This is a genomic window from Kitasatospora sp. NPDC001132, assembly GCF_053598415.1.
Genome location: NZ_JBSFKF010000017.1, coordinates 16,975 through 43,208, shown reverse-complemented (window position 1 = coordinate 43,208; position 26,234 = coordinate 16,975). Strand labels below are relative to the sequence as shown.

The following is a 26,234-nucleotide window of genomic DNA, read 5'->3' as shown; positions in this document are numbered from 1 at the left end:
GAGCCGAGGAGTTCGTGTCATGACCGAGACCGATCCGGGCGTCTCGCTGCCCGGGGAGCGCGCCTACGCCGCCGCGACCGCCGTGTTCAACCTGGCCGCTCCGGTCCGGCCCGCGGCGGCGGTGACCGTCCGCACCGTCGAACAGGTCCAGGCGGCGCTGCGGCACGCCCACCGCGCGGGGCGGTGGGTCCGGGTGCACACCACCGGGCACGCCTCCTCCTCGGCCCGGCCGATGGACGACGCCCTGCTGATCCGCACCGAGCCCGCCGGGCCGGTCGTGGTCGACCCGGTGGCCCGCACCGCCCGCGTCCCGGCGGGAACGCGCTGGGGCGCGGTGGTCGAGGCCGCCGCCGAGCACGGCCTGGCCGCGCCGCATGGCACCTCGCCCACCGTCGGGGTGGTCGGGTACCTGCTGCGCGGCGGGATCAGCTTCTACGGCCGCCGGGCCGGGCTCGCCGTGAACAGCGTCCGGGCCGTCGAACTCGTCACCCCGGACGGCGAGTTCCGCCGCGTCTCGGCGATCGCCGACCCGGAGCTGTTCTGGGCCCTGCGCGGCGGCGGGGGAGGGCTGGGCGTCGTCACCGCGGTCGAGCTCGCGCTCTTCCCGGCGGCCCGGGTGGTCACCGGCGCGGCCTTCTGGCCCGCCGCGTACGGCCCCGAGCTGCTGTCCCGCTGGCTGCGCTGGACCGGGGACGCGCCCGAGGCCGTCACCACCGCGTTCCGGGTGATGAACCTGCCGGCCGTGCCGGAGATCCCGCCGGTGCTGACCGGCGGCCCGGTGATCTGCCTGGCCGGCGTGGTGCTCAGCCCGACCGAGGACGGCCTGGCGACCGCCGAGCGCCGGGCCGCGGACCTGCTCGGGCCGCTGCGGGCGGTCCGCGAGCCGGTGCTGGACACCTGGTGCGCCACCACCCCGCCGGCCGTGGTCCGCACGCACATGGACCCGACCGACCCGGTGCCGGTGCTCGGGGACCACCTGCTGCTCTCCGACCTCGGCCCGGACGGCGCCGAGACCTTCCTCAAGGTGCTCGGCGAGGGCTCGGGATCCCCGCTGGTCAACGCCGAACTCCGGCAGCTCGGCGGCGCCCTGGCGGTGCCCGACCCGAACGGCGGGGCGCTCAGCCACCTCGACGCGGCCTTCGCGTTCACGGCCGGCGGGCTGGCCGTCGACCAGGTCACCACGGCGGCGGTCCGGGCGCACTGCGCCGAGGTCCGCTCCGCCCTGACGCCCTGGGACACCGGCCGGACCGCGCCGACCCTGGTCGAGCGGCTGGAGCAGCCGCAGGGGCACCTGTCCGCGGCCGCCGTCGCGCGGCTGGACCGGGTGCGCCACCGGGTGGACCCCGCCGGGTGGCTGCGCCACGACGTCCCGCCCGGGTCCTCCAACCGCTACTGACCCGCCCCCGCCACCGCCCGGCGGCACGGCACCGCACGCACCCGCCGAAGCGCCCTCCGGAGCACCTCCGGAGGGCGCTTCGGCGTTTCCCCGGCCGCCGCGGCGGAATACGGGCGCCCGGCCGGCGGGAAGTCGCGCCCACCGATTTCCGGCGCCGCCGGGATTCCCCCGCTCGGAAAAGTCTTGGCAAAGCCGGTATGGGTTCGGTGAGCAATGTGAGAGATGCCCCCGGGGGTGCCCGGCGTCCATGCTCGTGGGGTAGACCTGCGAGTGAAGTGGATTCACCGTCGCATTTCGGGAACGCGGATCCAGGACCCCGGGACTTCTTCCTCCCGCCGGAGTCGGTCGCGTCAGTGCACTCGATGCGAAAGCAGGGTCGTACACGATCTGCCGAGAGGGGAATTCGGTGACATACCATGAACGATTCCGCAGACTGGTACCCGGCCTGGTGGTGATCCTGGTGGCCGCCTCGCTGTTCTTCGCGGCGCGGAGCTCGGTCGCGGTGGCCGGAGCGGAACAGGTCGCGAAGCAGTACGGCTTCAAGGAGATGCCCATCGCGATGCCGCCCGGTTACGACCAGCGGCCGATGAGGACCGTGCGGAACGTCAACCCGGCCTACCAGAAGATCCGTTCGTGGATCTCCTCGGTCGGGGCCAGCATCGCGATCAACGACCTCACCGGGCACGGCGTGGCCGACAGCATGTGCATCGTCGACACCAGGACCGACAGCGTGGTCGTGACGTACACGCCGACCGCCCGGCCGGCCGACCGCTTCACGCCCTTCGTGCTGGACGGCAAGCCGCTGCCGATGGACGACACCATGGCGCCCACCGGCTGCACGCCCGGCGACTTCAACGGCGACGGCCGGATGGACCTCCTGGTGACGTACTGGGGCCGCACGCCGATCCTGTTCATGGCCAGGTCGGACGCCACGACCCCGGCCGCGAGCTCCTACGTGCCGCGCGAGCTGGTGCCCTCGGAGTCGCTGGACGGGAAGTACCACGGCCCGCGCTGGAACACCGACGCGGACTACGTCGCCGACCTCGACGGCAGCGGACGCCCGTCGATCGTGATCGGCAACTACTTCCCCGACTCCGACGTGCTCGACCCGAACGGTCTGAAGAACGTCGTGATGAACGAATCGCTGTCCAGCGCCAGGAACGCCGGCGGCGACCACGTCCTGCGCTGGCAGCAGAGCACTTCGGGCCCCGAGCCCACGGTGTCGTACGTGGAGGAGAAGGGCGCGATCCCCTTCGACGCATCGACCGGCTGGACACTGGCGATCTCCGGCGCCGACCTGACCGGCGACGGACTGCCCGAGATGTACATCGCCAACGACTTCGGCCACGGGCACCTGATGTACAACAGGTCGACACCCGGGCACATCCGGTTCACCGAGGCCACGGGCGAGCGCACACCGAGCACCCCCAAGTCCTTCGTCCTGGGCAACGGCTCGTTCAAGGGCATGGGCGTCGACTTCGGAGACCTCGGCCGCAACGGCAACTTCGACATGATGGTCAGCAACATCGCCGTCGCCTGGGGCCTGGAGGAGAGCAACTTCGTCTGGATCAACAAGGCGAAGGACGAGGCCGACATGAAGGCCAAACTCGCCGACGGCGTCGCACCGTTCACCCAGGAGGCCCAGGAGCACGGCATGGCCTGGAGCGGGTGGGGCTGGGACGCCAAGATGGGCGACTTCCTCAACAACGGCGACCTCAACGTCCTCCAGGCGACCGGCTTCGTGAAGGGGAAGATCAACCGCTGGCCGTGGCTGCAGGAGATGGCCATGACCAACGACGACCTGCTCTCCAACCCCGCGATGTGGCCCAACGTCCAGCCGGGCGACGACATCGCCGGGGACGAGGCGATCGCCTTCTACGCCAAGACCCCCGACGGCCCGTACGTGAACATCAGCTCCGAGCTGGGCATCGCCGTGCCGACACCCACCCGCGGCCTCGCCACCGGCGACACCACCGGGACCGGCCGGCTGGACTTCGCCGTCGCCCGCCAGTGGGGGCCGCCCGCCTTCTACGCCAACACCGCGCCCAGCGTGGGCAACCAGCTGAACCTGCGGCTCTACCGGCCGACCGCCGAGGGCGGGGCGGGCCAGGGCCTGGTGAACAGCGGAGCGCCCGCGTACAACGCCACCGTGTGCGTCATGACCCCGGACGGCCGCACCCAGATCTCCCAGCTCGACGGCGGCGGCGGCCACGGCGGCTACCGCAGCTTCGACGTGCGCTTCGGCCTCGGCTCCCAGCAGGGCCCGGTCACCGTCAAGCTGACGTGGCGGGACGCGAGCGGCGGGCTGCACGAGAAGACCGAGCAGATCGACCCCGGCACCCACACCCTCATGCTGACCAGCGACGTCCAGGAGGTCCCGAACCGATGAGCGCGACCGCGCAACCCGTTCCCGGCGGCGCCCCGGCGGCCGCGCCGGCCGCCCCCGCGAAACCGAAGGACCCCCGCTACCTGGCCCTGCGGAACTTCGCCATCTCCATCAGCGTGTTCAACGCCTTCGGCTACACCCTGCTCGGCTTCGAGCAGCCCTGGCTCTGGCCGTTCATCGCGGTGGTCACCGCCTACACCTGCGAGATCTGCTTCGAGCTGATCAGCGCCTGGGCGCAGCGGCGCGCGCCGCGCTTCCGCGGCCGCGGGGCGCGCGGGCTCTACGAGTTCCTGCTGCCGGCCCACATCACGGCGCTCGCGGTCAACATGCTGACGTACGGCAACAACCAGCTGCTGCCGATGTTCTTCGGGGTGGTCATCGGCGTCGGCGGCAAGCACGCCCTCCAGGCGCCGATCGCGGGCCGGATGCGGCACTACATGAACCCGTCCAACTTCGGGATCACGATGTCGCTGCTGTGCTTCGGCACCTGGTTCAGCATCTCGCCGCCGTACCAGTTCACCGAGAACGCGAACACCTTCTTCCGCGTGATGATCCCGCTGATCATCGCCACCGCGGGAACGGTGATCAACGCCCTGCTCACCAAGCGCACGCCGCTGATCGTCGGCTGGCTCGGCGCGTTCGCCATCCAGGCGTTCGTCCGGCACTGGATCTGGGACGTCGCGCTGTACTCCGCGCTCGGCACGATGACCGGCGTCGCCTTCGTGCTGTTCACCAACTACATGATCAGCGACCCGGGCACCACGCCGATGAAGGCCAAGGCCCAGTTCATGTTCGGCTCCTCGGTCGCGATGGTCTACGGGGTGCTGATGGTGTTCAACGTGGTCTACACCCTGTTCTACGCCACCACCATCGTCTGCGCCCTGCGCGGGATCGGGTGGTGGGTCGCGCACCTGATCCAGAAGTCCCGGCAGGCCAAGGCCGCCGGGGCGGGCGCCCCGGAGGGGACGGCCGCGCAGCCGCAGCAGGTCGGTGCGGTCGCGGCCTGAGACGCCGCGGGTGGCACCACGACGGCGCTGTGGCGCTGCCCGGACCGGGCAGCGCCACAGCGCCGTTCTGCCGGCCGCGGACAGAACCTAGCGCCCGGCCGCCGTCTCGACGGGCCGTGCCGGCGGCCGGAACGGGCCCCAGGTGAACGCGGGCAGCCAGGCCTGCGGCGCGTCGCTCCACGCCAGTTCGGCGATCTGGTCGAGCGAGCGCCGGCCGGTGAGCGAGCGCAGCAGGTCGTGCCGGTGCCCGCGCAGGACGGCGGCCGGCTCGCCGTCGCCGGCCAGCCACTCGGCCCCCGGCGCCTCGATCCGCAGCGCCGGAAGCCCCTGCGTGCGCACCGCGTTGGCGAAGCCCCGGACGACCAGGTCCAACGACGAGGGGTAGGACGGGTGGTCGGGGACCGCCGCCTCCCCCAGCGCGGCCCGCAGGTCCATCTCGTGGGTGAACGCGTCCATCATCAGCATGGTGTGCCGCAGTTGGGGGGATTCGGTGAGCACCCGTTCCACCGGGGCGTCCAACCGCGCCCACTCGGCGAGCAGGCCGTCCAGGCCGTCGCCGGAGTCGGCGTGCGGGACCTCCCACAGGTTGCCGGGCGCGTCGGCGGCCACCGTCCGGCAGACCTCCAGCAGGTGGCCGACCAGGTCCAGCACGGTCCACTCCGGACAGGCGGGCACCGCGACCCCGGCCACCCCGGGCCGGTCGCCCAGCAGCGCCGTGATGTTCTCCCGGGAACCGCGGTAGGCGAGGTGGTCGGGCGCCCGGTCCCAGAGCGACCCGGGCGTGGCCTCGGCGTTCCGCTGATACGTGCTCATACGGCTCTCCTTCGGTGGGACGACCTTCACGGGGACGGACCGACGACGCCGGGAACCCGGTCTCGTACGGGCCGGTTCCATTGTGGCGCCCGGGATCCGGGCCGGGCCGAACGGAGGGAACGCGGAGCACTCCCGAAGACGCGGGTCTGAAGAGGCCCCCGGAAACGCAACCGTGGAGATGCGGGCCATGACGTGACGTCAGGAGCATGGAGGAGCCGTCAATTCCCGATGTGAGCCTGGGAGGGATCGTGCCGACGACCTTGGGATCGTTGCGCCGACTGGTACTGACACCGTCACTGGCCTCGGTGACCTTCGCCGGGCGCGGGTTCCCGGTGACGCCCACGGAGTCCACCGAACGGCTGGAGGCGGTGCCCCGCGCGGTGGTCTGCGGCTTCGAGTGGGGGATCGACGCCCGCAGCCAGTGGGAGGTCGAGCGCCGCCTCGCCCTGGTCGAGCCCGAACAGCGCGGATTCGCCTACGAGGGCGCCACCATGGCCTTCACCGTCCTGGACGCGATGGGCCGGGGCCACCGCACCCGGGACCTGCTGGCCGGTCCCGGACAGCCGCACATCTTCCTGGCGTACATCGGCATCGGCTTCGCCATGGCGCGGCTGCCGCGGCCGCTGTGGCGCAAGGTGCTGCCGGACCTCGCCGGGACGCCCTACCACCCGACGATGAGCTGGCTGGCCGTCGACGGCTACGGCTTCGACCTCGCCTACTTCCACACCCGGCGCTGGGTGGACGAGCAGCGCCGGCCGAAGCCGTACCCGTGGCAGGGCGCGCCCGAGTACTTCCCGCGGGCGTTCGACCAGGGCGTCGGACGGGCCCTGTGGTTCATCCACGGCGGCTCGCCGGCGCAGGTCGCCGACGCGGTGCGGCGGTTCGACGCGGACCGGCAGGGCGACCTGTGGAGCGGCGTGGGACTGGCCGCGACCTTCGCCGGCGGCGGCACGGCCGACGGCCTGGCCGGGCTGTGCGAAGCGGCGGGCCCGCACCGGGCGCAGCTCGCCCAGGGCTCGGTGTTCGCCTCCAAGGCGCGCGCGTACGCCGGGTTCGTCCCCGCGCACTGCGAGACCGCCTCGACCGGCCTGACCGGCCTGTCGGTCGAGGCGGCCGCGAAGGCGGCCGACGACTGCGCGGTGGACGACCGCGCCCCGGGCGCCGCCGGCGGTCCGCCCCCGTACGAACGGTGGCGGGCGAACGTGCGCGCCCACTTCGGCGACGCCTAGGCCCGGTGCGAAGCAGCCGCGGGGCGGATCGGCCGCCCCGCGGGAGACCTGAGAGGAGTAAGGCGTGTCCACTGCATGGCGGACGCTCCGACGTCGAATTCTCACTCCGAGCACCTCTGAGACGCTCATGGAAACACGTGGTTTCCACCGGAAGTCGCCGACCGCCCAGGAACTCCTGGAGACGGTCGGCGCGCGCTTCCTGGAGGGCTACGCGCACGCCGTGGAGGCCCGCAACCCGGCGGAGGCGGAATACCCGCTGGAGGAGATCCCGGACCGGTTCCGCGGCTTCGCCTACGAGGGCGCCGGAATGGGCTTCGCCATGCTCGACGGGCTGCGGCTGTCCGGCGGCGGCTCGGTGGCCCGCTGCCTCCAGGGCCGCGGCGCCGACCACGTCTACATGGTGTACGTCGGGATCGGCTGGGCGATGGCCCGGCTGCCGAGGTTCCTCTGGCCCGACATCGACGCGCTCGACCCGCTGCTGCGCTGGCTGGTGCTCGACGGGTACGGCTTCCACCAGGCGTACTTCCGCACCGACCGGTACGTCCACCGGCAGTACCGGGACCCGGCGTTCCCCTGGCCGGCCCACGACGCCCCGTCGTACGCCGGCCGCGCGATCGACCAGGGCATCGGCCGGGCCCTGTGGTTCGTCGGCGGCACCGACCCGGACCTGGTCGCGACCATGATCGAGAAGTTCCCGGAGTCCAGGCGCTCCGACCTCTACGGCGGCGCCGGACTGGCGGCCACCTACGCCGGGGGCGTGGACGAGGCCGAACTGTGCGCGTTCCGGGACCGGGCCGGCGAGCACCGGGCGATCGTCGCGCAGGGCAGCGCGTTCGCGGCCGAGGCCCGGATCCGGGCCGGACTGCTGGTGCCGCACACGGAGTTGGCCACCCGGGTGTTCTGCGGCATGGGGCCCGTCGAGGCGGCCGCGGTGACCCAGGAGCTGCGGCCGACCGAGCCGGTGCCGGGCCCCGTGCCCGCGTTCGAGCTGTGGCGCCAGGCCATCGCCGACCGCTTCCGGAACGTCGGGGGGTGCTAGCCGTGGCCGCCACCCGGAAGGTCCCGCCGGGCCCGCCGCGCCGGGCCGCCCCGGTCCTGCTGCGCAGGCTGGTGGGGGACCGGCTGGAGATGATGCGCGCCGCCGCGGCGGAGTACGGCGACGCGGTCCGGATCTCCATGGGCCCCAAGACGCTCTACTTCTTCAACCACCCCGACCACGCCAAGCACGTGCTCGCGGACAACGCGGCCAACTACCACAAGGGGATCGGCCTGGCCCAGGCCCGACGCGCCCTCGGCAACGGCCTGTTGACCAGCGAGGGGGAGCTCTGGCGCAAGCAGCGCCGGCAGATCCAGCCCGCCTTCCAGCACAAGCGGATCGTCCAGCAGGCCGGTGCCGTCGCGGAGGAGGCGGCCAAGCTGGTCAGCCGGCTGCGGGCGCACGAGGGCGGCGGGCCGGTCGACGTGGTCAAGGAGATGACGGCGCTCACCCTCGGGGTGCTCGGCCGCACGCTGCTCGACGTCGACCTCAGCGCCTTCGAGGCGGTCGGGCACGACTTCGAGGCCGTGCAGGACCAGGCGATGTTCGACATGGTCACCATGGGCATGGTGCCCGGCTGGGTGCCGCTGTCCAAGCAGCTCCGCTTCCGCCGGGCCCGGCAGGACCTGCAGGGGGTGGTCGACCGGCTGGTGGCGGAGCGGGTCTCCCGCGACGGTGCCCGGATCGAGGGGGAGGACGCGCTGTCCCGCCTGATCGTCGCCACCCGGCAGGAGCCCGACCGCGCCGTCGCCCGGCAGCGGATGCGCGACGAGCTGGTCACGCTGCTGCTGGCCGGCCACGAGACCACGGCGAGCACCCTCGGCTGGACCTTCTACCTGGCCGACCGGCACCCCGAGGTGATGGACCGGCTGCACGCCGAGGCCGTCGAGGTGCTGGGCGACCGCCTGCCCGAGTTCGAGGACCTGCACCGCCTGCGGTACACCTCGATGGTGGTGGAGGAGGTCATGCGGCTCTACCCGCCGGTGTGGATCCTGCCGCGGCAGGCCCAGGCGGACGACGAGGTCGGCGGGTACCACGTCCCGGCCGGCGCCGACGTGCTGATCTGCCCGTACACCCTGCACCGCCACCCCCGGTTCTGGGACGCCCCGGAGCAGTTCGACCCGGAGCGCTTCGACCGGGACCGGGCGGTCGACCGGCCGCGCTACGCCTACATCCCGTTCGGGGCGGGGCCGCGCTTCTGCATCGGCAACCATCTCGGGCTGCTGGAGGCGACGTTCACGATCGCCATGGTCGCCCGGGAGCTGCGGCTGAGGAAGGTGCCGGGCCACCGGGTGGTGGCGGAGCCGATGCTGTCGCTGCGGGTGGGCGGCGGCCTGCCGATGACCGTGCACCCGGCCGGCTGACCGGGCCCCGGGGCCGCACGGCGGAGCCCCCGCGACCGTCCCTCCGGGGATCGTCGCGGGGGCTCCGTGTGTGGGCCCGGGCCCGGCTCCGAACGCTCCGCGGACGCGGGTTCGAAGCCGGGCTCCGGGGCCGCTGGCTCAGGCGGTGTCGGTGATCGGGGCGGCCCGCGCGGTCAGCGCCACCGCCCGGGCGTCCAGCAGGGCCAGCAGCACCGGCGGGTCGAGGACCCGGGCCTGGCGCAGGCGGAGCTCGATCGGCAGCAGCGGCACGTCCGGCCGCACCTCGATCGGTCCGACCGATCCCACCGAGACCGGGCGGTCGCCCGTCAGTACCTCGTCGAACGCGGCCGGGACGGAGTGCGCCAGCAGGAACCAGGTGCCGGCCGGCACCTGGTCGAATAAGAAGACGCCGGGGCGGGGGAGGACGGTACACGCGGCGGGCCGTCCCTCGGGGACGCGGGTCGGGAACAGCCCGACGTACACCCGGCCGAGGTCCCCCGCGATGGGGGCCCGGATCTCGCCGCGGAAGGTCGAGAGCTCCGTGCTCCGGGACAGACCGCGCGGGTCGACCTCGATCCGGGGAGTGAAACCCCCGAGCTGGCGGTAGACGGTGGGGGGGACGCCGACGCTGCTGGCGAACCGTGAGCTGAAGGTGCCGACGCTGTTGTACCCGACGCGGTGGCTGATCTCGGTCACCGTGAACGACGTTTCGATGAGGAGGCGCTTGGCCGTTTCGAGGCGGATGGCGGAGAGGAAGCGCCTCGGCGAAACCCCGGTCATTCGCTGGAATTCACGGGAGAAGTGGAATTTGCTGTACATGGCGGCCTGCGCCATGTCGTCTATGGTCAGCAGCTCGCCGATGTTCTCGTGCATGGTCTCGATGGCCCGGGAAACAGCTTGCTCGATGGCAGTTGTCATGATTGACTCCAGCTTCTCCGCCGCACCTGCGGATGAACAGAGATTCCACCCTTGCGATGATCGGGAACGAAAGTCGCGGCCGCGCTGACAGGCCGACTGACGAGGTGCCAGGCAAGCGAAGGGAGGCCCCCTTCGGTAAAGGCGAAGCTGAAAAGTGTCGCCGGCCATAGCAAGTGACGACCGTAGCAGCAGGCACATGACAGACGCAATGGTCCGGTGGCACGTGCCCTCGGCATGCCGTCCGGTGAGATGTCCCGGAATTCATGTTTGAACGGCCCCGGAGGCCATCAGCAACACAGGAGATGCTTGCGGGGGCGTATTGCGCGCACGATGCCACTGTCGCGTATGCGAATCGGGACGGCCGGTGCGTGCCGGGCCCGCTTTTCGACAAGCCCCTGAGGAGATGCCGGTGGGCTCGCCTACCTCGGATCGACACGATTACCGGACCATGACGCTCGAAGCGTTCGCGGACACGATCGTCCCGGGCGAGAAGCGTTCCCCCGACGACCGGGCGGTGGCCGGCGCCTCGACCGGCGGCGGCGCCGTCCAGGCGGGCGCCATCGAGTTGCTGGAGACGCCGGCGACCGGACTGTCGGACGCCCTGGACGACTACGAGCAGGCCCTGAACCGCCACGCGAGCGCGTACGCGGACGACCACGGCCTGCGGCTCGACGACTCGGTGCCGCCGTTCGTCGCGCTGCCGTTCGCGGACCGGACCGGCCTGGTGCAGGAACTGACCGGGAAGGAGCACCAGGAACGTGAACTGTGGGTCCTGCTGGCGCTGTTCGCCAACATGGCCTTCGACACCGCCGCCCACATGCACACCGCGGACGCGCTCGCGGCGGGCCACCCGGGCCTCACGGCGATGGGGTTCATGAAGCCGGACGAGGACGGCCTGTGGCGGTTCCCCGACTTCTCGTACGGCAAGCAGCTGGCCGATCCCCACCCGGACACCACGTCTTCAGGGAGTCCTGCATGACAAGCACCGAGAGCACCGACGTCCTGATCGTGGGCAGCGGCTTCGGCGGCGCCATCGCGGCCTACCACCTGGCGGCCGGCGGCGCCAAGGTCACCATCCTGGAGCGCGGCCCCTGGCTGAAGGCCGACGACTTCGACCACGACTTCCTGCTCGGCTCCTCGTACACCCGGATCTTCGACTTCGTGGTGGGCGACGGCATGAGCCTGCTCGGCGGCAACTGCGTCGGGGGCGGCAGCGTGGTGTACTTCGCCGCGATGCCGCGCGCGCCGCGGTTCGTCTTCGAGCGCCGCGGCAGCATCGGCCGGCGGATGTGGCCGGCCGCCATCGACCGGGACGTCCTCGACCCCTGGTACGACCGGGTGGCCGAGGCGCTGCCCATCACCCAGCAGGACTGGAACGACGTCACCTACTCGGGCGGGCTGTTCGCCGCGGCCTGCGAGCACGCGGGGCGCACCGCCAACCCCGTCCCGGCCGCCATCGACCGGGCGAAGTGCACCAACTGCAACTGGATGATGTCCGGTTGCCGCTTCGACGCCAAGCGCTCCCTGCTGCTGAACTACCTGCCGGCCGCCCTCGCGCACGGCGCCGAGATCCGGCCGTTGCACGAGGTGCAGCAGCTGACCCGGACGGACGACGGCGGCTACCGGGTGCACTACAGCGTCGTCGACGACGAGGACTACCGGGTGCACGTCGGCAGCGGCACGATCGACGCGAAGATCGTCGTGCTCGCCGCCGGCGCCGGCGCCACCCCGGTGATCCTCCAGCGCTCCGAGGCGGCCCTGGGCGAGATGCCGCACGCCGTGGGCCGCTACTTCTCCGGCAACGGGGAGCGCCTCAACACGGCCATCGTCGACGAGGACAAGGCCCGCGACCTGCTGGGGCTCAAGCGCTCCGACGGCCCGGCGTTCCGGGCCAACCAGATCGGCAAGGGCCCGGTCGTGGCGAGCTGGGACAACCTCGACGGCTCGCTGCCGGAACACTCCCGGTTCTCCCTGGAACAGCTCTACTTCCCGCCGGGGTTCGGCACCATCCTGGCGCAGGTGCCCGACGCGAGCGGGCCCAGCTGGTTCGGCGTGGAGAAGAAGGAACTGGTCCGGCAGTGGCAGTCCTGGCTGACTGTCTTCACCATGATCGAGGACGACAACGAGGGCGTCTTCGGCCCGCCGCCGCCCACCGGCAACGCGCAGCGGATCTCCCAGCAGATGCTCGGGCGCGGGCCGATCTCGTACCGGCCGACCGCCAACACCCTGCGCGCCTGGGCCGATTCGGACGCCGTGGTGAAGGACATCCTGGAGCGCGACGGACTCGCCCGTGTCATGCCGTGGACCAACGACCTGGTGGGCGCCTACACGGTGCACCCGCTGGCGTCCTGCCGGATCGGCGACGACCCGCGGACCTCGGCGCTCGACGACCGGCAGGAACTGCGCAACCACCCGGGCATCTTCGTCACCGACGGCTCCGCCGTCCCGGGGGCGCTCACGGTCAACCCCGCGCTGACCATCTCGGCGCTCGCCGAGCGCGCGGTCCCGGGCATCGTGGCCGCCGCGCAGCAGCGCGGCGTGAACGTCAAGTACGGCGCGCCCGCGCCGGACGGCGCCACCAGCGGCCGGCGCGGCGTGCAGGTGCAGCTGCCCGGTCTGATGCGCCGGTAGCGCCCGGCGCCGGACCGGGCTTCCGGACCGGGCTTCCAGACCGAGCTTGGAGGAGGACGCACATGACGACGCCGTTCCTGCGGCCGGCCCTGCGCAGGTCCATGGCGCAGGTTCACCGGGTCACCCCGGTGCGGCCGGCCGACGCGGGGAAGGAGGTGGCCGGCGTCTTCGCGGAGGTCGAGCGGGAGTTCGGCATGCTGGCACCGCCGATCGGCCTGCACGCCGCCTCGCCGGCGGTGCTCGCCGCCTCCTGGGTGATGCTGCGGGAGACCCTGGTCGCCGGCGGGCGGGTCGACCGCGCGACCAAGGAGGCGGTGGCCGCGGCGGTCTCGGCCGCCAACTCCTGCCCGTACTGCGTGGAGGTGCACGGGACGACGCTGGCCGCGCTGCTGCCCGGGGTGTCCGCCCCGGGCAGCGCCGGGGCCGCCGTCGAGGCGTCGGCGGACTGGTTCCGGGCGGACCGGGACCAGGGCGCGCCGCCGCCGTTCTCCGCGCAGGCGGTGCCCGAACTGGTCGGGGTGGCGGTCACCTTCCACTACCTCAACCGCATGGTCAACCTGTTCCTCGCGCCGAGCCCGCTGCCGACCGGACTCCCGGAGGCCGCGAGATCGGCGGCGAGGGCGGTCCTCGGCCGGCTGATGCGCCGCAGCGCGCGCGTCGCCCCGCCGGCCGGGACCTCGCTCGACCTGCTGCCCTCCGCGCCGCTGCCGCAGGACCTGCGCTGGGCGGCGGGCACCCCCAGCGTGGCCGGCGCCTTCGCCCGGGCGGCCGCCGCGATCGACGCGGCGGGGGCCAGGTCGGTGCCGGACGGCGTCCGCGCCCTGCTGGCCGACCGGCTGGCCGACTGGGACGGCCGGCCGCCGGGGATCAGCCGCGGCTGGGTCGAGGACGCCGTGGCGGCCCTGCCCGGGGACGAGCGTCCGGCGGCCCGGCTGGCCCTGCTGACCGCCGAGGCCTCGTACCAGGTCGACGACGGCCTCGTCGCCGAGTTCCGGCGCGGCCGGCCCGGCGACGCCACGCTGATCGAGCTCACCTCCTGGGCCGCCCTGACGGCGGCCCGGGAGCTGGGCGCCCGGCTCGCCGACCGCGTTCCCGCGGCCGCCGGACAGGGCCCGCCAGACAGGCCCTGACCCCGCGCACGGCCCGCACACCCGAGGCTCCCGCCGACCGGCGGGAGCCTCGGCGCGTTCCCGGCGAAGGCCCCGGCCGGCCCCCGGGGAGCCCCCGGGCCGGCCCGCGGAAAATGACGCCGTTATCGAATAGCGGCGGCGTGGAATCACACCGTTATGGAAAAGCACCGCCCCCCACCAGGCGGAAAGCAAACTCGGAGAAGACAGCCGGACGGTCGCCGCCGCACTATTGACGACAGTGCAGGGTGTCGAGTCGGCAACAGATTTGCCGTCAATTCATCTCCATGGGTGGTGAATACGTGAGCAGTGAGCGGATCGCTATCGTGGGAATCGGCCTCCGTTACCCGGACGCCAATTCGGCGAGCGAACTGTGGGAGAACGTACTGGGTGGTCGGCGGGCCTTCCGGCGGCTGCCGGACGAGCGCATGAACCAGGCGGACTACTGGTCGGAGGACCGGAGCGCGCCCGACCGGCACTACACGAAAAAAGCTGCGGTCCTGCGGGACTACGCCTTCGACCGCATCAAGTACAGCGTCGCCGGAAGCACCTACCGGGCCACCGACCTGACGCACTGGCTGGCCCTCGACGTGGCCGCCGAAGCGCTCTCCGACGCCGGATTCCCGGACGGTTCCGGACTTCCCCACCAGAGCACCGGCGTGGTCGTCGGAAACAGCCTCACCGGGGAATTCTCGCGGGCCAACATCATGCGGCTTCGGTGGCCGTACGTGCGCCGCACGGTGGCCGCCGCGCTGACCGGCCAGGGCTGGTCCGAAGGGGACGTGGCGAAGTTCCTCCAGGAACTGGAACCGCAGTACAAGGCGCCGTTCCCCGCCATCGACGAGGACTCGCTGGCCGGCGGCCTCGCCAACACCATCGCCGGCCGGATCTGCAACCACTTCGACCTGCGCGGCGGCGGCTACACGGTCGACGGGGCCTGCTCCTCCTCCCTGCTGTCCGTCGTCACCGCGGCGAAGGCCCTGGCCGACGGCGAACTGGACGTGGCGGTCGCCGGCGGGGTCGACCTCTCCATCGACCCGTTCGAGGTGATCGGCTTCGCCAAGACCGGCGCCCTCGCCACCGGCGAGATGAAGGTCTACGACCGGGACTCCAACGGCTTCTGGCCCGGCGAGGGCTCCGGCATGCTCGTCCTGATGCGCGAGCGCGACGCGCTGGCGCAGGGCCGGCGGATCTACGCCAGCATCAGCGGCTGGGGCGTCTCCTCCGACGGCAAGGGCGGCATCACCCGGCCCGAGGCGAGCGGGCACCGGCTGGCGCTGACCCGCGCCTACCACCGGGCCGGCTACGGCGTCGAGACGGTCTCCTACTTCGAGGGCCACGGCACCGGCACCGCCCTCGGCGACGCGACCGAGATCGAGGCGCTCTCCTCCGCGCGCCGCGCCGGCGACCCGACGGCCCGTCCGGCCGCGCTCGGCACGGTCAAGGGGAACTTCGGGCACACCAAGGCCGCCGCCGGCGTGGCCGGCCTGATCAAGGCGACCCTCGCCGTGCACCACCAGGTGATCCCCCCGGGCACCGGCCACCTCGACCCGCACCCGGGCCTGCTCGGCGACGAGGCGGCCATGTACGTCCCGCGCCAGGCCGAACTCTGGCCGGCCGACCAGCCGGTCAGGGCCGGGGTGTCGGCCATGGGCTTCGGCGGGATCAACACCCACGTCGCCGTCACCCAGGCCCCCGGCAGCGCCCGGCGCGAGGCGCTCGACGAGCGCACCACCCGGCTGGTCGCCGGCCGCCAGGACGCCGAACTGCTGCTGCTGGACGGCCCGGACCCGGCCGCGCTGCGCACCGAGCTGACCGGGCTGCTCGACCTGGTGCCGAAGCTGGCCCAGGCCGAACTGGCGGACCTGGCCGGCACACTGGCCGACCGGCTGTCCGGCGGCCCGGTGCGCGCCGCCGTCGTCGCGACCAGCCCGGACGACGCCGTGCGCGGCCTGGAACGGCTCCTCGCCCTGCTCGACTCCGGAGCGCGGGAGGCCTTCTCGGCCGGCGAGGGCGTCTTCCTCGGCCGTGCCAGGACCGCCCCCCGGATCGCCTACCTCTTCCCGGGCCAGGGCTCGGGCCGCGGCGCCGTCGGCGCGATCCGGCGCCGGTTCGCCACGGCGGAGGAGGTGTTCCGCTCCTCCGCCCCGCCCACCGGCGCCGACCAGGTCGCCACCCAGGTGGCCCAGCCGCGCATCGTCACCGGTTCACTGGCCGCGCTGCGGGTCCTGGACGCGCTCGGCATCCGGGCCGACACCGCCGTCGGCCACAGCCTCGGGGAGCTGACCGCCCTGCACTGGGCGGGCGCGCTGGACGAGGAGCAGGTGGTGCGCCTGGCCACGATCCGCGGCCAGGTGATGGCCCGGGCCAGCCACGGAGGCGGCGCGATGGCCGGCCTGGCGGCCACCCCGGAGCGGGCGGCCGCCCTGTCCGCCGGACTGGACGTGGTCGTCGCGGGCTACAACGGGCCCCGGCAGACCGTGCTCTCCGGCCCCGCCGAGGCGGTCGACGAGGTGTGCCGCCGGGCCGCGGCCGAGGGCGTCACGGCGACCCGGCTGAACGTCTCGCACGCCTTCCACTCGCCCCTGGTCGAGCCGGCCGCGGTCGCGATGGCCGCCGAACTGGCGGAGTTCGACTTCAGCGAGCCGGTCCGTCCGATCGCCTCCACCGTCACCGGCCGGCTCCTGGACCCGTCCGCCGACCTGCGCGAGGTCCTGCGCGAGCAGGTCCTGCTCCCGGTCCGCTTCCAGGAGGCCGCCACCGTGGCGGTCGACGGCGCCGACCTGGTCGTGGAGGTCGGCCCGGGCCGGGTGCTGTCCGGCCTGCTGGCGGAGATCGCACCGGACCGCGCCACCCTGGCGGTCGACACCGACAGCGCCTCCCTCGGCCCGCTGCTGAGGATCGCCGGCGCCGCGTACGTGCTCGGCGTGCCCGTCCGGACCCAGGCGCTGTTCGGCGACCGCCTGCTCCGGCCACTGCCCGCCGACGGCGCGATGACCTTCCTGGCCAACCCCTGCGAGGCGGCCCCGGCCATCGACGCGGAGCTGGCCGCGCAGGACGGCGGCCAGGCCGTGGACGCGCCCGCCGGACAGCCCGGGGCCGCGGACACCGGCGCGGACTCCACCCTGGAGCTGCTGCGCAGGCTCGCCGCCGAGCGGGTCGAGCTGCCGCTGGACTCCGTCACCGCGCAGACCCACCCGATGGACGACCTGCACCTGAGCTCCATCACCATCGGCCAGATCGTCAACGACGTCACCCGGGCGCTCGGCCGGCCGGTGCTCGCCGCGACCCCCAACTACGCGACCGTCAACCTCGGCGGGATCGCGGAGCTGATCGACCAGCTGGCGGACACCGCGCAGGACGGCGGCGAGTCGGCGGCCGAGGTCGCAGGCGTGGCCCCGTGGGTGCGGCCCTTCGCGGTCGAGCACCTGGAGGCCGCCCGGCCCGCCCTGCCCACCCCGGCGGCCTGGCCGCAGTCCGGCCCCCAGGACTCCGCCGGAGCCTGGACGGCCTACAGCACGCCCGGCCACCCGCTCGCCGAGCCGCTGCGCACCGCGCTCGCGGCGTCGGGCCTCGGCGACGGCGTGCTGCTCTGCCTCCCGGACGCGTGCGGACCGGACGACGCGGAACTCTTCCTGACCGCGGGTCGGGCCGTGCTGGCCGCCCCCGAGGGCACCCGGCTGGTCGTGGTCCAGCACCGGCTCGGGGCCGCCGGGCTGGCGAAGACCCTGCACCTGGAGCACCCGTCCGTCCCGACCACGGTGGTCGAGCTGCCCGACACCGCCCCCGAGGGCGCGGCCCGCGAGGAGGCGGTGGCCCGGGTGGTCGCCGAGACCGCCGCCACGGCCGGCTTCGCGGAGGTCCGGTACCAGCCGGACGGCCGCCGCACCGTCCCGGTGCTCCGGCCGCTGCAGCTGCGTCCGGCGGCCGAGGGCCAGTCCCCGCTCGACGCCCGGGACGTCCTGCTGGTCACCGGCGGCGGCAAGGGCATCACCGCCGAGTGCGCCCTCGCGATGGCGCAGGACTCCGGTGCGGCCCTGGCCCTGATCGGCCGCGCCGATCCGGCCGCCGACCGCGAACTCGCCGGGAACCTCGCCCGGATGGACGCCGCCGGCCTGCGCTACCGGTACGCCCGCGCCGACGTGACCTCGCCCGAGGAGACCGCTGCCGCGGTGGCCCTGCTGGAGAGCGGGCTCGGCCCGGTCACCGCGGTGCTGCACGGCGCGGGACGCAACCAACCGGCCGCCCTGGACGCGCTCACCGTCGAGGACTTCCACCGGACCCTGGCACCCAAGACCGAAGGCCTGGAGGCCGTCCTGGCGGCCGTCGAACCCGACCGCCTGAAGCTGCTGATCACCTTCGGCTCGATCATCGGCCGGGCCGGACTGCGCGGCGAGGCGCACTACGCCACCGCCAACGACTGGATGACCGAGCTGACGCTCCGGTTCCAGCAGCGCCACCCGAAGGCCCGGGCGATCGCCCTGGAGTGGTCCGTCTGGTCCGGCGCCGGCATGGGCGAACGGCTCGGCGTCGTCGAGGCGCTGATCCGCGAGGGCATCACGCCGATCTCCACCGAGAACGGCATCCAGGTGCTGCGCGAGGTGCTCGCGGACCCGTCGGCCGGCCCCGTCCTGGTGGTCAGCGGCCGGGCCGGCGGCCTGCCGACCCTCACCACAGCCCGGCGCGAGCTGCCGCTGACCAGGTTCGTGGAGCGGGTGGTCGCGCACCACCCGGACATCGAGCTGATCACCGAGACCGAGCTGACCGAGGGCGGCGACCCGTACCTGAGCGACCACCGGCTCCAGGACGACCTGCTCTTCCCGGCCGTGCTCGGCATGGAGGCGATGGCCCAGGTCGCCGCCGCGGTGAGCGGCCACCAGGGCCCGCCGCTGCTGGAGGACGTCGAGTTCCGCCGCCCCGTGGTGGTCCGGCCGGGCGGCTCGACCACCATCCGGATCGCGGCCCTGGTCCGGGACCCCGAAACGGTCGACGTGGTGCTGCGCAGCGAGGGCACCGACTTCGCGGCCGACCACTTCCGGGCCAGGCTGCGCTACCCCAGGACCGAGGTGCCCGACACCCCGGTGCCGGACGGGTTCGGCCTGCCGGCGGTGCCGGTGGACCCGGTGACCGAGCTGTACGGCAGCGTGCTCTTCCAGGGCAAGCGGTTCCAGCGCCTGCTGGAGTACCGGCGGGCCGGCGCCCGGCACGCGCTGGCGGAGATCTCCACCACCGCCCAGGCGCCGTGGTTCGCGGCCTACCTGCCGCAGGACCAGCTGCTCGCCGACCCCGGCACCCGGGACGCGATGATGCACGCCATCCAGTGCTGCGTGCCGGACGCCACCCTGCTGCCGCAGGGCATCGAGCGGCTCTGGCTGGCCGATCCGGCCGACCAGGACACCGAGTACGTGGTGCTCGACGCCAGGGAGCGCTCGCAGGACGGTGACAGCTACGTCTACGACGTCGACGTGCGGACCCCGTCCGGGAAGGTCGTCGAGCGCTGGGAGGGGCTGACCCTGGTCGCCGTCCGCAAGCGCGACGGCGCCGGCCCGTGGGTGCCCGCGATGCTCGGCTCGTACCTGGAGCGCGGCCTGGAACGGGTGCTGGGCGGCAGCCGCGCGGTCGTCGTCGAACCCGCGGCGGACGCCACGGCGGAGACCGGCGCCGCGGACGGCGACCGCAGGGCCCGCACCGAGACCGCCCTCGGCCGGGCGCTGGGCCGGCCGGTGGAACTGCGCCACCGCCCGGACGGCAAGCCCGAACTCGCCGGCGCGCCCGGGCTCGAAGGAGTCACCGTGTCGGCCTCGCACGGCCCCGGACTCACCCTGGCGGTGGCCGGGCGGGGGCGGCTCGCCTGCGATGTCGAGACCGTCCTGGAGCGGACCGCCGAGGACTGGGACGCGCTGCTGGGCGCCGGCCAACTCGCCCTGCGGGACCTGCTGGTGGCCGAGGCGGGCTGCAGCCCGGCGGTGGCCGGCACCAGGGTCTGGAGCGCGCTGGAGTGCCTGCGCAAGTCCGGTGCGACCACCCAGGCGCTGACGCTCGACCGCGTCCACCCCGGCGGCTGGGTCGTGCTGTCCGCCGGTGACGCGGCCGTCGCCACCTGGGTGACCACCGTCAACGACCGCACGGAGCCGGTGCTCTTCGCGGTCCTCGTCGGGAAGGAGAACTGATGTCGTCCTACTACGAGATCCGGCACACCGTCGGATTCGAGGAGACCAACCTCGTCGGCAACGTCTACTACGTGAACTACCTGCGCTGGCAGGGGCGTTGCCGGGAGATGTTCCTCAAGGACAAGGCGCCGGGGGTGCTCGCCGAACTGCGGGACGACCTCAAGCTGTTCACCCTCAAGGTGGAGTGCGACTTCTTCGCCGAGATCACCTCCTTCGACGAGCTGTCCGTCCGGATGCGCCTGGAGGAACTGACCCAGACCCAGATCCAGTTCACCTTCGACTACCTGCGGATCGACGGCGAACAGGAGAACCTGGTCGCCCGCGGCCGGCAGCGGATCGCGTGCATGCGCGGGCCGAACACGGCCACCGTCCCCGCCCGGGTGCCCGAGGAACTGCGCCTGGCGCTGGCCCCGTACGCCGAGGGGCCGGCCGTCGCGCGGGCCGTCGCGGCGCAGGCCGCGCCCGGCGGGCCGGTGGAGACGGGGCGGGCGCTGTGATCGGCAACGGCCGGCTGCCGGTCAACGCCCGGCCGGCGGACGTACGGAGGCCGGCCACCGAGAACCGGGCCGTCCTGCCGGGCGCCCTGCGCGAGACGATGGCCAGGTTCGCCACCGGGATCACGGTGATGACCACCGGCGGCGAGTACGTCCACGGGATGACCGCCAACGCGTTCAGCTCGGTCTCCCTGGAACCGCCGATGGTGCTCTGCTGCGTTGCCCGCTCCGCGACCATGCACGAGGCGATCACCGTCACCAGGTCCTTCGCGGTCTCCGTACTCGGCGCCGAGCAGGAGCCGCTGGCACGGTACTTCGCGAACAAGGGCAGGCCGCGCGGGGCCGAGCAGTTCCACGGCCTCGACTGGCAGCCGGGACCGTTCACCGGCGCCCCGCTGCTGGCCGGCTCGCTGGCCTGGCTGGAGTGCAAACTGGCCGAGCAGTACGACGGCGGCGACCACTCCATCTTCCTCGGCGAGGTGCTGGCCGCGGACTGGGCCGACGACCGGCAGGCGCTGCTGTTCTACCGCGGCGCCTTCCACCGGGGCATCGGCGCGGACCCGGACGGGATCGGCTGAGCGGGGGGATGGGCTCGATGTTGGTGAGCGTGACCGGCGGCACCGGGTTCGTCGGCATCCACTCCGTCGCGGCGATGGTCCGCGACGGGCACCGGGTGCGGATGCTGGTCCGCGACCCGGCCGCGGCGGAGCGGGCCCTCGGCCTGCTGGAGGTGGACCCGGGCGCCGTCGACCTGGTCGTCGGGGACGTGACCGACGAGGGCGGCGCGGCCCGCGCGGTGCGCGGCGCCGACGCCGTGCTCCACGCGGCCGCCGTGTACTCCTTCGACAGCCGGCACAACGCGCGGATGCGCCGGACCAACGAACGGGGGACGGAGCTGGTGCTGGCGGCCGCCCGCCGGTCGGGCGCCGACCCGATCGTCCACGTCTCCAGCATCGTCGCCCTGCTGCCGTCCCCCGGACGGCCGCTCGGGGAGCACTCCCCGGTCGGCCGTCCCCGGGACACGTACATGGCGACCAAGGCCGCGGCCGAGCGGATCGCCCGGGCCCACCAGCGGGACGGCGCGCCGGTGGTCATCAGCTACCCGCCCGCACTGCTCGGCCCGCGGGACCCGGGGCTGGGCGACCAGAACGCCCGGCTGCGCAACGCCCTGCGCGGGCTGATGCCGATCTGGCCGCTCGGCGGCTTCCCGGTCGGCGACGTCCGCGACACCGCGCGGCTGCACGCCAGGCTGCTGACCGCGCCGCGGGCCGGTTCCGACCGGCACTTCGGGCCCGGCCACCACCTGCCCACCCGGCAGTACGTGCGGACCCTGCGGGAGGTCACCGGGCGGCGCCTGCCCGCGGTCTTCCTCCCGGCCCGGGCCATGCTGCCGGTCGGCGCCCTGGCCACCCTGGTCCAGCGCGGCTGGCCCTGGCACATCCCCGCCGAGTACGGCGCCGTCTACACCTGCGCCTGCGCGACCCCGGTCGACCCCGCCGCGAGCACCGGCGGGCTGACTCCGAGGCCGACCGCCGAGACCATGGCGGACACGGTGCGCTGGCTGCACGCCCAGGGCCGGCTGACCGCAGCCCAGGCCGGCCTGCTCGGCGGGGACGGGAAGGTGTGAGGCGGAGGGCCTGAGAGGGAAGGCCTGGGACGGAAGGCCTGAGACGCCTCCGACGGCCATCCCGACGGCCGGGGGGGGGGGGGGCCCGGGCCCCCCCCGGCGCCCGCCGGCCCGGGCGCGGGCCCGGGCGGCGGCCCCCGCGCCCCCCGGCGCCGCCGCCGGCCCCCCCCCCCCCCACCTCACCCCCCCCCCCCCGCGGGGGGGCCCCCATGGCGTGCCCCCCGGCGGCGGGGGGCGGCCCGGTTGTGGGAAGTCGGCCGGGCCGACTTCCCACTCCCCGCCCGCCAGGTCGCACCGCGTAAATTCCGGTGCGCCCGCCGGATCGTCTCGGTAGCCTGCACGGCCATGGCATCGGAACTGGAACGGCCCCCGCTCCTGGCGGATGAACGCACCGCGATCGTCGGCTGGTTGGACCTGCAGCGCAAGATCCTGCGCTGGAAGTGCGAGGGGCTGAGCGACGAGGACGCGCACCGCTCCGTCCTCCCCGACTCCCCCGCGATGACGATGGCCGGTCTCGTCTCGCACATGCGCTGGACCGAACACCTGTGGCTGGAGGTGCTGTTCCTCGGCGGCGACGAGAAGCAGAACCCGTCGTTCGACGAGTCGGACCAGGACGCCGACTGGCGCACCGGCGGCCGCCCGCTCGCCGAACTGCTCACGGAGTACGAGGCGCAGTGCGCGCGCAGCGACGAGATCGTCGCGGCGGCCTCCCTGGACGACGTCGGCCGCCACACCGGCTTCCGCGCCGGCGGCGCCAACCTGCGCTGGATGCTGATCCACCTCGTCGAGGAGACCGGACGGCACGCGGGGCACGCCGACATCGTCCGGGAGCTCCTGGACGGCTCGAAGGGCTACTACTAGCCGTTCCTGCCGGCGACGCGACCACATAGCCCAGGAGAGGCTGTCCCCGAGCGGGACAGCCTCTCCATCAGCGAGATCTACGTCAGACTTCTAGGCGCGCGCCGTGGCCCGGCGTGGGAGCTCCCGGCCGGGTGCGGGCGGCAGCCCGATCCGAGCCAGGTCGGTGCGTTCGGCGTTGGGCGCATCGAGGGACTCCGCGTGCCTGGCCGCGTCGACGGAACCAGGTCCGTGGATGGTGAGTTCGAAGTCCTGGTGCGCCTTGACGTCCGGAGCGAACGGCAGGCGGATCCGCCCGTCCGCGACCAGACGGCGCACCTCGGCCCGGCTCAGGCCGAGACCGAGCTGGAGCAGCCGCTCCACCCGGACCGGCGCGGGCAGCTCGAAGCGCACCTGCACCGAGAGCGGGTTCGGGTCGTCGAGCGCGTACAGCGGCGTGCGGGTCTCCAGCTCCCACGTCCCGGTCCAGTCGAGCCGGTACCGGTTCTTCGCCGCGAGCGACGTGCTCATCACCAACTCCCGTACCGTTGCCGGATCGTTGATCTCGTACGCCACCAGCCGGGCCGGCTCCACCGTCGAGACGTGGACGCGCTCGTGGACGGGCACCTTCGAGGTCCGGTCGCACGTCGCGCAGCTCAGCAGCAGCCAGACGTCGAGCAGCTTGCCGTTCGCGTTGGCGCGGATCTTCCCCGAGGCGCGGTGCCGCATGCCGGGACAGTCCGGGCAGGACCGGACGATGGTGGGCAGGGCGGACTGACGCACGGCCCACAGGGCCTTGCGGTCGGTATTCATGTGTGTTGGATGCTTTCAGGACTCAGCAGGAGGGCGTGCCGAACTCACTCGGCGGCTCCCGCTCTCTGACGGATGCTCACGAGGGGCGCGACCCATCACCCCGGGGCCGGGTCTTCAGGCTCCGAGGTCGATCGCGCGACAGGTACGTACTACGTGGCAGTCATCAAAAGTCCATGCGGGCGATCATGATCGAGACGGCGGCCCGCGGCAACCGAATTTCCCCGTGCTCTCCGCCGGTGGTCGCGCGCCGCTCATCTCATGGAACTCCAGCCCGCTGCCCGTCCATCCCGGTCGGACTCCCAGACGCCCTGCCAGGGCGGCGGCCGGGGGTGGTTCGGGTGCCCCGACCCCAGAAGTCTACAGCTGTATACTTTTGGGGCGGACACGTCGCACGGGAGGGAAGCACGGGATGGATCTCAAGCTGATCGGCAAGCGCGCGCTCGTCACGGGTTCGAGCGCGGGGCTCGGCAAGGCCATGGTGAAGCTGCTGGCGGCCGAGGGGGCGGCGGTCGTGGTGCACGGCCGGGACGAGGGCCGTACGGAGGGCGTCGCGCGGGAGGTCCGCGAGGCCGGCGGGACGGCGCACGCGGTGGTCGGCGACCTCGCCGACGACGGTGGCGCCGAGGAGGTCGCCCGCGCAGCCACGGCGGACGGGCCCGTGGACATCCTGGTCAACAACGCGGGCTTCTACCGGCACCTGTCCTGGGCCGAGGCCACCCCCGACGAGTGGTGCGAGACCTACAACGTCAACGTCGTCTCGGGCGTGCGCATGATCCGGCACCTGGTCCCCGCGATGCGCGAACGCGGCTGGGGCCGGGTCGTCACCATCGGCGGCGGGCTCGCCTCCCAGCCGGCGGACGCCTTCCCCCAGTACAACGCCACCCTGGCGGCCCGGCACAACCTCGCCGTCTCGCTCGCCCGCGAGCTCAAGGGCACCGGTGTGACGTCCAACGTCGTCTCCCCCGGGGCGATCCTCGTCGACGCCACCCGGGACCTCATCACCCGCGTCGGACCCGACCACGGCTGGGGCGAGACCTGGGAGGAGATCCGGCCCAACGCCGTCCGGGCCATGATCCCCAACGACCAGGAGCGCTTCGGCGAGCCCGAGGAGATCGCCGCGGCCGTCGCCTACCTGTGCAGCGACTACGCCCAGTACGTCAGCGGGGCCACCATCCGCGTCGACGGCGGGCTCATCCGCTCCGCGTTCTGAGCACCCGCCCCCGCGCCCGGGAGGAGCGGGGCGACCGAGGAGCGGGGCCGGGGGCCGCACCGGGACGAGCGAAATGGCCAACCTCCCCGGCCCCGGCGGACGTTACCCGTCGGCGGCGGGCGCCTGCGCGCCGCCCGGCACGGAGACGACCGGTTCCAGCATGCCCGCGAGCAGTTCGGCCAGGCGCTGGTCCTCGGCCGTGGCGAGGGCGGTGGTGCCGACGACGCTGCGCAGCAGCCAGGTGCCGGCGACCAGGGCGAGGGCGAGCTGTGCGCGCACGTGGGCGTCCGGTCCGTCGAGCAGCCCCGCCAGGCGGGCGCCCACGTGGGTCTCCACGCCCCGGCGCAGGATGGCCGCGGCCTCCGGGTCCGGTGCGGAGCGCAGCAGCAGGAGGAAGGGGTCGAGCGGGTCGGCGCCGGCGGCGGTGCGTCGGGCGAGCGTGCGGGCGAGGGTGTGCGCGAGGGCGGTGCTCTCGTCGCCGACGACGGTCGGGGGTGCGAAGGCGCGGTCGACGGTCTGGGCGAACAGGCCTTCCTTGGAGCCGAAGTAGCGGTTGATCATCATCGCGGTGACGCCGGCCCGCTCGGCGATCTGGCGCACCCCCGCCGCGGCGTAGCCGTGCTCGGTGAACTCGACGACCGCGGCCGCGAGGATCGCCTCGCGGGTCGCGGCGCCGTCGCGCTTGCGGGTGGGGGGTGCGGTGCTCATGGGCAGGAGCATACGGGGCCGGGTGTGTGGCGCCGTGCGGCTACTGCGCGCGGGTCCCGGTCGACGAGCCGGTCGAGGACGCGGCGGTCGCCGTCGAGCTTCAGGGCGTCGACGGGGTTGCGGCCGCGGAAGGTGAGGACCGGTTCGGCGGCGGTGGCGGAGGTGTCGGGCGCGTGCTGGGCTTCGGCGGGTGCGGAGATGGGGGTGACGCGGGCGCCGTCGGCGGACAGCGACAGGCGCCGGGAGCGATCCTCGGTGGTGTGGTGGGGGACGTCCTCGGGCGGCGGTTGTGCGGCGCCTACGGCGAGTTGGGCGTCGTAGGTGTGGACCGCGACCTCCTGGAGCTGGTGGCGGGCGACGGCGGCGGCGTTCCTGGGGGGCTGGGAGGGGTCCCGCCGGGTCCAGCAGCCGCCGTCGGGGCCGGCGTGGCGCAGGGCGTCCAGCAGTGGCCGGGTTCCTTCGGCCGGC

The 26,234-nt window shown here is 73.7% G+C and carries 19 protein-coding genes and 1 pseudogene; 15 read left to right on the top strand and 5 right to left on the bottom strand.

Annotated features, from left to right (window positions below):
- Positions 1-19: 19 nt before the first annotated feature.
- The 3 genes from ACWDBE_RS22485 (at position 20) to ACWDBE_RS22475 (ending at position 4,789) form a co-directional block, all read left to right on the top strand.
- On the top strand, positions 20-1,396 hold the full coding sequence (locus ACWDBE_RS22485; RefSeq protein WP_449808866.1) for an FAD-binding oxidoreductase: 1,377 nt from the start codon (positions 20-22) through the stop codon (positions 1,394-1,396).
- A gap of 406 nt (positions 1,397-1,802) precedes the next feature.
- Positions 1,803-3,785: an FG-GAP repeat domain-containing protein gene (locus ACWDBE_RS22480; RefSeq protein ID WP_449790532.1), complete on the top strand. Its 1,983-nt coding sequence runs from the start codon at positions 1,803-1,805 to the stop codon at positions 3,783-3,785.
- Positions 3,782-4,789, top strand: a complete 1,008-nt coding sequence (locus ACWDBE_RS22475; RefSeq protein ID WP_449790531.1) for an enediyne biosynthesis protein — start codon at positions 3,782-3,784, stop codon at positions 4,787-4,789. The genes ACWDBE_RS22480 and ACWDBE_RS22475 overlap by 4 nt, the downstream gene beginning before the upstream one ends.
- Positions 4,790-4,876: 87 nt before the next feature.
- On the opposite strand, the gene ACWDBE_RS22470 is transcribed toward ACWDBE_RS22475, so the two are convergent.
- The gene (locus tag ACWDBE_RS22470) at positions 4,877-5,602 is read right to left on the bottom strand and encodes a maleylpyruvate isomerase family mycothiol-dependent enzyme (protein WP_449808865.1); all 726 of its coding nucleotides are present in this window, start codon (positions 5,600-5,602) and stop codon (positions 4,877-4,879) included.
- 248 nt (positions 5,603-5,850) lie between these two features.
- Between ACWDBE_RS22470 and ACWDBE_RS22465 the strand changes: the two genes are divergently transcribed.
- The 3 genes from ACWDBE_RS22465 (at position 5,851) to ACWDBE_RS22455 (ending at position 9,231) form a co-directional block, all read left to right on the top strand.
- Positions 5,851-6,831 carry a DUF1702 family protein gene (locus ACWDBE_RS22465; protein WP_449793483.1) on the top strand — a complete coding sequence of 327 codons (981 nt, stop codon included), beginning with the start codon at positions 5,851-5,853 and terminating at the stop codon, positions 6,829-6,831.
- Between the two features lie 64 nt (positions 6,832-6,895).
- Complete coding sequence (locus ACWDBE_RS22460) at positions 6,896-7,870, top strand: DUF1702 family protein (RefSeq protein ID WP_449808864.1); 975 nt, start codon at positions 6,896-6,898, stop codon at positions 7,868-7,870.
- Between the two features lie 2 nt (positions 7,871-7,872).
- Entirely contained in the window at positions 7,873-9,231 is a 1,359-nt protein-coding gene (locus tag ACWDBE_RS22455; protein WP_449808863.1) for a cytochrome P450, read from the top strand.
- Between the two features lie 138 nt (positions 9,232-9,369).
- Here ACWDBE_RS22455 and ACWDBE_RS22450 read toward each other — a convergent pair whose 3' ends face one another.
- A complete protein-coding gene (locus tag ACWDBE_RS22450) occupies positions 9,370-10,149 on the bottom strand; it encodes a helix-turn-helix transcriptional regulator (RefSeq protein ID WP_392870656.1) in 780 nt (259 codons plus the stop codon).
- Between the two features lie 448 nt (positions 10,150-10,597).
- On the opposite strand from ACWDBE_RS22450, the gene ACWDBE_RS22445 reads away from it, so the two are divergent.
- The 8 genes from ACWDBE_RS22445 (at position 10,598) to ACWDBE_RS22410 (ending at position 23,059) form a co-directional block, all read left to right on the top strand.
- The gene (locus ACWDBE_RS22445) at positions 10,598-11,128 is read left to right on the top strand and encodes a DUF5987 family protein (RefSeq protein ID WP_449793485.1); all 531 of its coding nucleotides are present in this window, start codon (positions 10,598-10,600) and stop codon (positions 11,126-11,128) included.
- Positions 11,125-12,780: a GMC family oxidoreductase N-terminal domain-containing protein gene (locus ACWDBE_RS22440; protein ID WP_449793486.1), complete on the top strand. Its 1,656-nt coding sequence runs from the start codon at positions 11,125-11,127 to the stop codon at positions 12,778-12,780. The genes ACWDBE_RS22445 and ACWDBE_RS22440 overlap by 4 nt, the downstream gene beginning before the upstream one ends.
- Before the next feature lie 62 nt (positions 12,781-12,842).
- Positions 12,843-13,910: a carboxymuconolactone decarboxylase family protein gene (locus ACWDBE_RS22435; RefSeq protein ID WP_449808862.1), complete on the top strand. Its 1,068-nt coding sequence runs from the start codon at positions 12,843-12,845 to the stop codon at positions 13,908-13,910.
- A gap of 284 nt (positions 13,911-14,194) precedes the next feature.
- The gene (locus ACWDBE_RS22430; RefSeq protein ID WP_449808861.1) at positions 14,195-20,077 is read left to right on the top strand and encodes a type I polyketide synthase; all 5,883 of its coding nucleotides are present in this window, start codon (positions 14,195-14,197) and stop codon (positions 20,075-20,077) included.
- Complete coding sequence (locus ACWDBE_RS22425; RefSeq protein ID WP_449793489.1) at positions 20,077-20,574, top strand: acyl-CoA thioesterase; 498 nt, start codon at positions 20,077-20,079, stop codon at positions 20,572-20,574. The genes ACWDBE_RS22430 and ACWDBE_RS22425 overlap by 1 nt, the downstream gene beginning before the upstream one ends.
- Positions 20,571-21,149: a flavin reductase family protein gene (locus ACWDBE_RS22420; protein ID WP_449793490.1), complete on the top strand. Its 579-nt coding sequence runs from the start codon at positions 20,571-20,573 to the stop codon at positions 21,147-21,149. The genes ACWDBE_RS22425 and ACWDBE_RS22420 overlap by 4 nt, the downstream gene beginning before the upstream one ends.
- A 17-nt stretch (positions 21,150-21,166) precedes the next feature.
- Positions 21,167-22,198 carry an NAD-dependent epimerase/dehydratase family protein gene (locus ACWDBE_RS22415; RefSeq protein WP_449793491.1) on the top strand — a complete coding sequence of 344 codons (1,032 nt, stop codon included), beginning with the start codon at positions 21,167-21,169 and terminating at the stop codon, positions 22,196-22,198.
- A 345-nt stretch (positions 22,199-22,543) separates the two neighbouring features.
- Positions 22,544-23,059, top strand: coding sequence for a DinB family protein (locus ACWDBE_RS22410; protein ID WP_449791965.1), 516 nt, complete (start codon positions 22,544-22,546; stop codon positions 23,057-23,059).
- Positions 23,060-23,149: 90 nt separating this feature from the next.
- On the opposite strand, the gene ACWDBE_RS22405 is transcribed toward ACWDBE_RS22410, so the two are convergent.
- Positions 23,150-23,848, bottom strand: coding sequence for a DUF1062 domain-containing protein (locus ACWDBE_RS22405; RefSeq protein ID WP_449791966.1), 699 nt, complete (start codon positions 23,846-23,848; stop codon positions 23,150-23,152).
- 409 nt (positions 23,849-24,257) lie between these two features.
- Here ACWDBE_RS22405 and ACWDBE_RS22400 point away from each other — a divergent pair, with 409 nt between their 5' ends.
- Entirely contained in the window at positions 24,258-25,058 is an 801-nt protein-coding gene (locus ACWDBE_RS22400) for an SDR family NAD(P)-dependent oxidoreductase (protein ID WP_449791967.1), read from the top strand.
- A gap of 102 nt (positions 25,059-25,160) precedes the next feature.
- On the opposite strand, the gene ACWDBE_RS22395 is transcribed toward ACWDBE_RS22400, so the two are convergent.
- Together ACWDBE_RS22395 and ACWDBE_RS22390 are read right to left on the bottom strand one after the other, a co-directional pair.
- Positions 25,161-25,766 carry a TetR/AcrR family transcriptional regulator gene (locus ACWDBE_RS22395; RefSeq protein ID WP_449791968.1) on the bottom strand — a complete coding sequence of 202 codons (606 nt, stop codon included), beginning with the start codon at positions 25,764-25,766 and terminating at the stop codon, positions 25,161-25,163.
- Positions 25,763-26,227: pseudogene (locus ACWDBE_RS22390) on the bottom strand (maleylpyruvate isomerase N-terminal domain-containing protein); the annotation flags it as partial. The pseudogene ACWDBE_RS22390 and the gene ACWDBE_RS22395, both read right to left, overlap by 4 nt.
- Between the last annotated feature and the right edge of the window lie 7 nt (positions 26,228-26,234).

Excerpts from the sequence above, each read along its gene's own strand:
- ACWDBE_RS22435 (WP_449808862.1), top strand. The coding sequence starts at position 12,843 with ATGACGACGCCGTTCCTGCGGCCGGCCCTGCGCAGGTCCATGGCGCAG.
- ACWDBE_RS22425 (WP_449793489.1), top strand. The coding sequence starts at position 20,077 with ATGTCGTCCTACTACGAGATCCGGCACACCGTCGGATTCGAGGAGACC.
- ACWDBE_RS22400 (WP_449791967.1), top strand. The coding sequence starts at position 24,258 with ATGGATCTCAAGCTGATCGGCAAGCGCGCGCTCGTCACGGGTTCGAGC.
- ACWDBE_RS22445 (WP_449793485.1), top strand. The coding sequence starts at position 10,598 with ATGACGCTCGAAGCGTTCGCGGACACGATCGTCCCGGGCGAGAAGCGT.
- ACWDBE_RS22415 (WP_449793491.1), top strand. The coding sequence starts at position 21,167 with ATGTTGGTGAGCGTGACCGGCGGCACCGGGTTCGTCGGCATCCACTCC.
- ACWDBE_RS22450 (WP_392870656.1), bottom strand. The coding sequence starts at position 10,149 with ATGACAACTGCCATCGAGCAAGCTGTTTCCCGGGCCATCGAGACCATG.
- ACWDBE_RS22440 (WP_449793486.1), top strand. The coding sequence starts at position 11,125 with ATGACAAGCACCGAGAGCACCGACGTCCTGATCGTGGGCAGCGGCTTC.
- ACWDBE_RS22395 (WP_449791968.1), bottom strand. The coding sequence starts at position 25,766 with ATGAGCACCGCACCCCCCACCCGCAAGCGCGACGGCGCCGCGACCCGC.
- ACWDBE_RS22485 (WP_449808866.1), top strand. The coding sequence starts at position 20 with ATGACCGAGACCGATCCGGGCGTCTCGCTGCCCGGGGAGCGCGCCTAC.
- ACWDBE_RS22470 (WP_449808865.1), bottom strand. The coding sequence starts at position 5,602 with ATGAGCACGTATCAGCGGAACGCCGAGGCCACGCCCGGGTCGCTCTGG.
- ACWDBE_RS22475 (WP_449790531.1), top strand. The coding sequence starts at position 3,782 with ATGAGCGCGACCGCGCAACCCGTTCCCGGCGGCGCCCCGGCGGCCGCG.
- ACWDBE_RS22405 (WP_449791966.1), bottom strand. The coding sequence starts at position 23,848 with ATGAATACCGACCGCAAGGCCCTGTGGGCCGTGCGTCAGTCCGCCCTG.
- ACWDBE_RS22410 (WP_449791965.1), top strand. The coding sequence starts at position 22,544 with ATGGCATCGGAACTGGAACGGCCCCCGCTCCTGGCGGATGAACGCACC.
- ACWDBE_RS22430 (WP_449808861.1), top strand. The coding sequence starts at position 14,195 with ATGGGTGGTGAATACGTGAGCAGTGAGCGGATCGCTATCGTGGGAATC.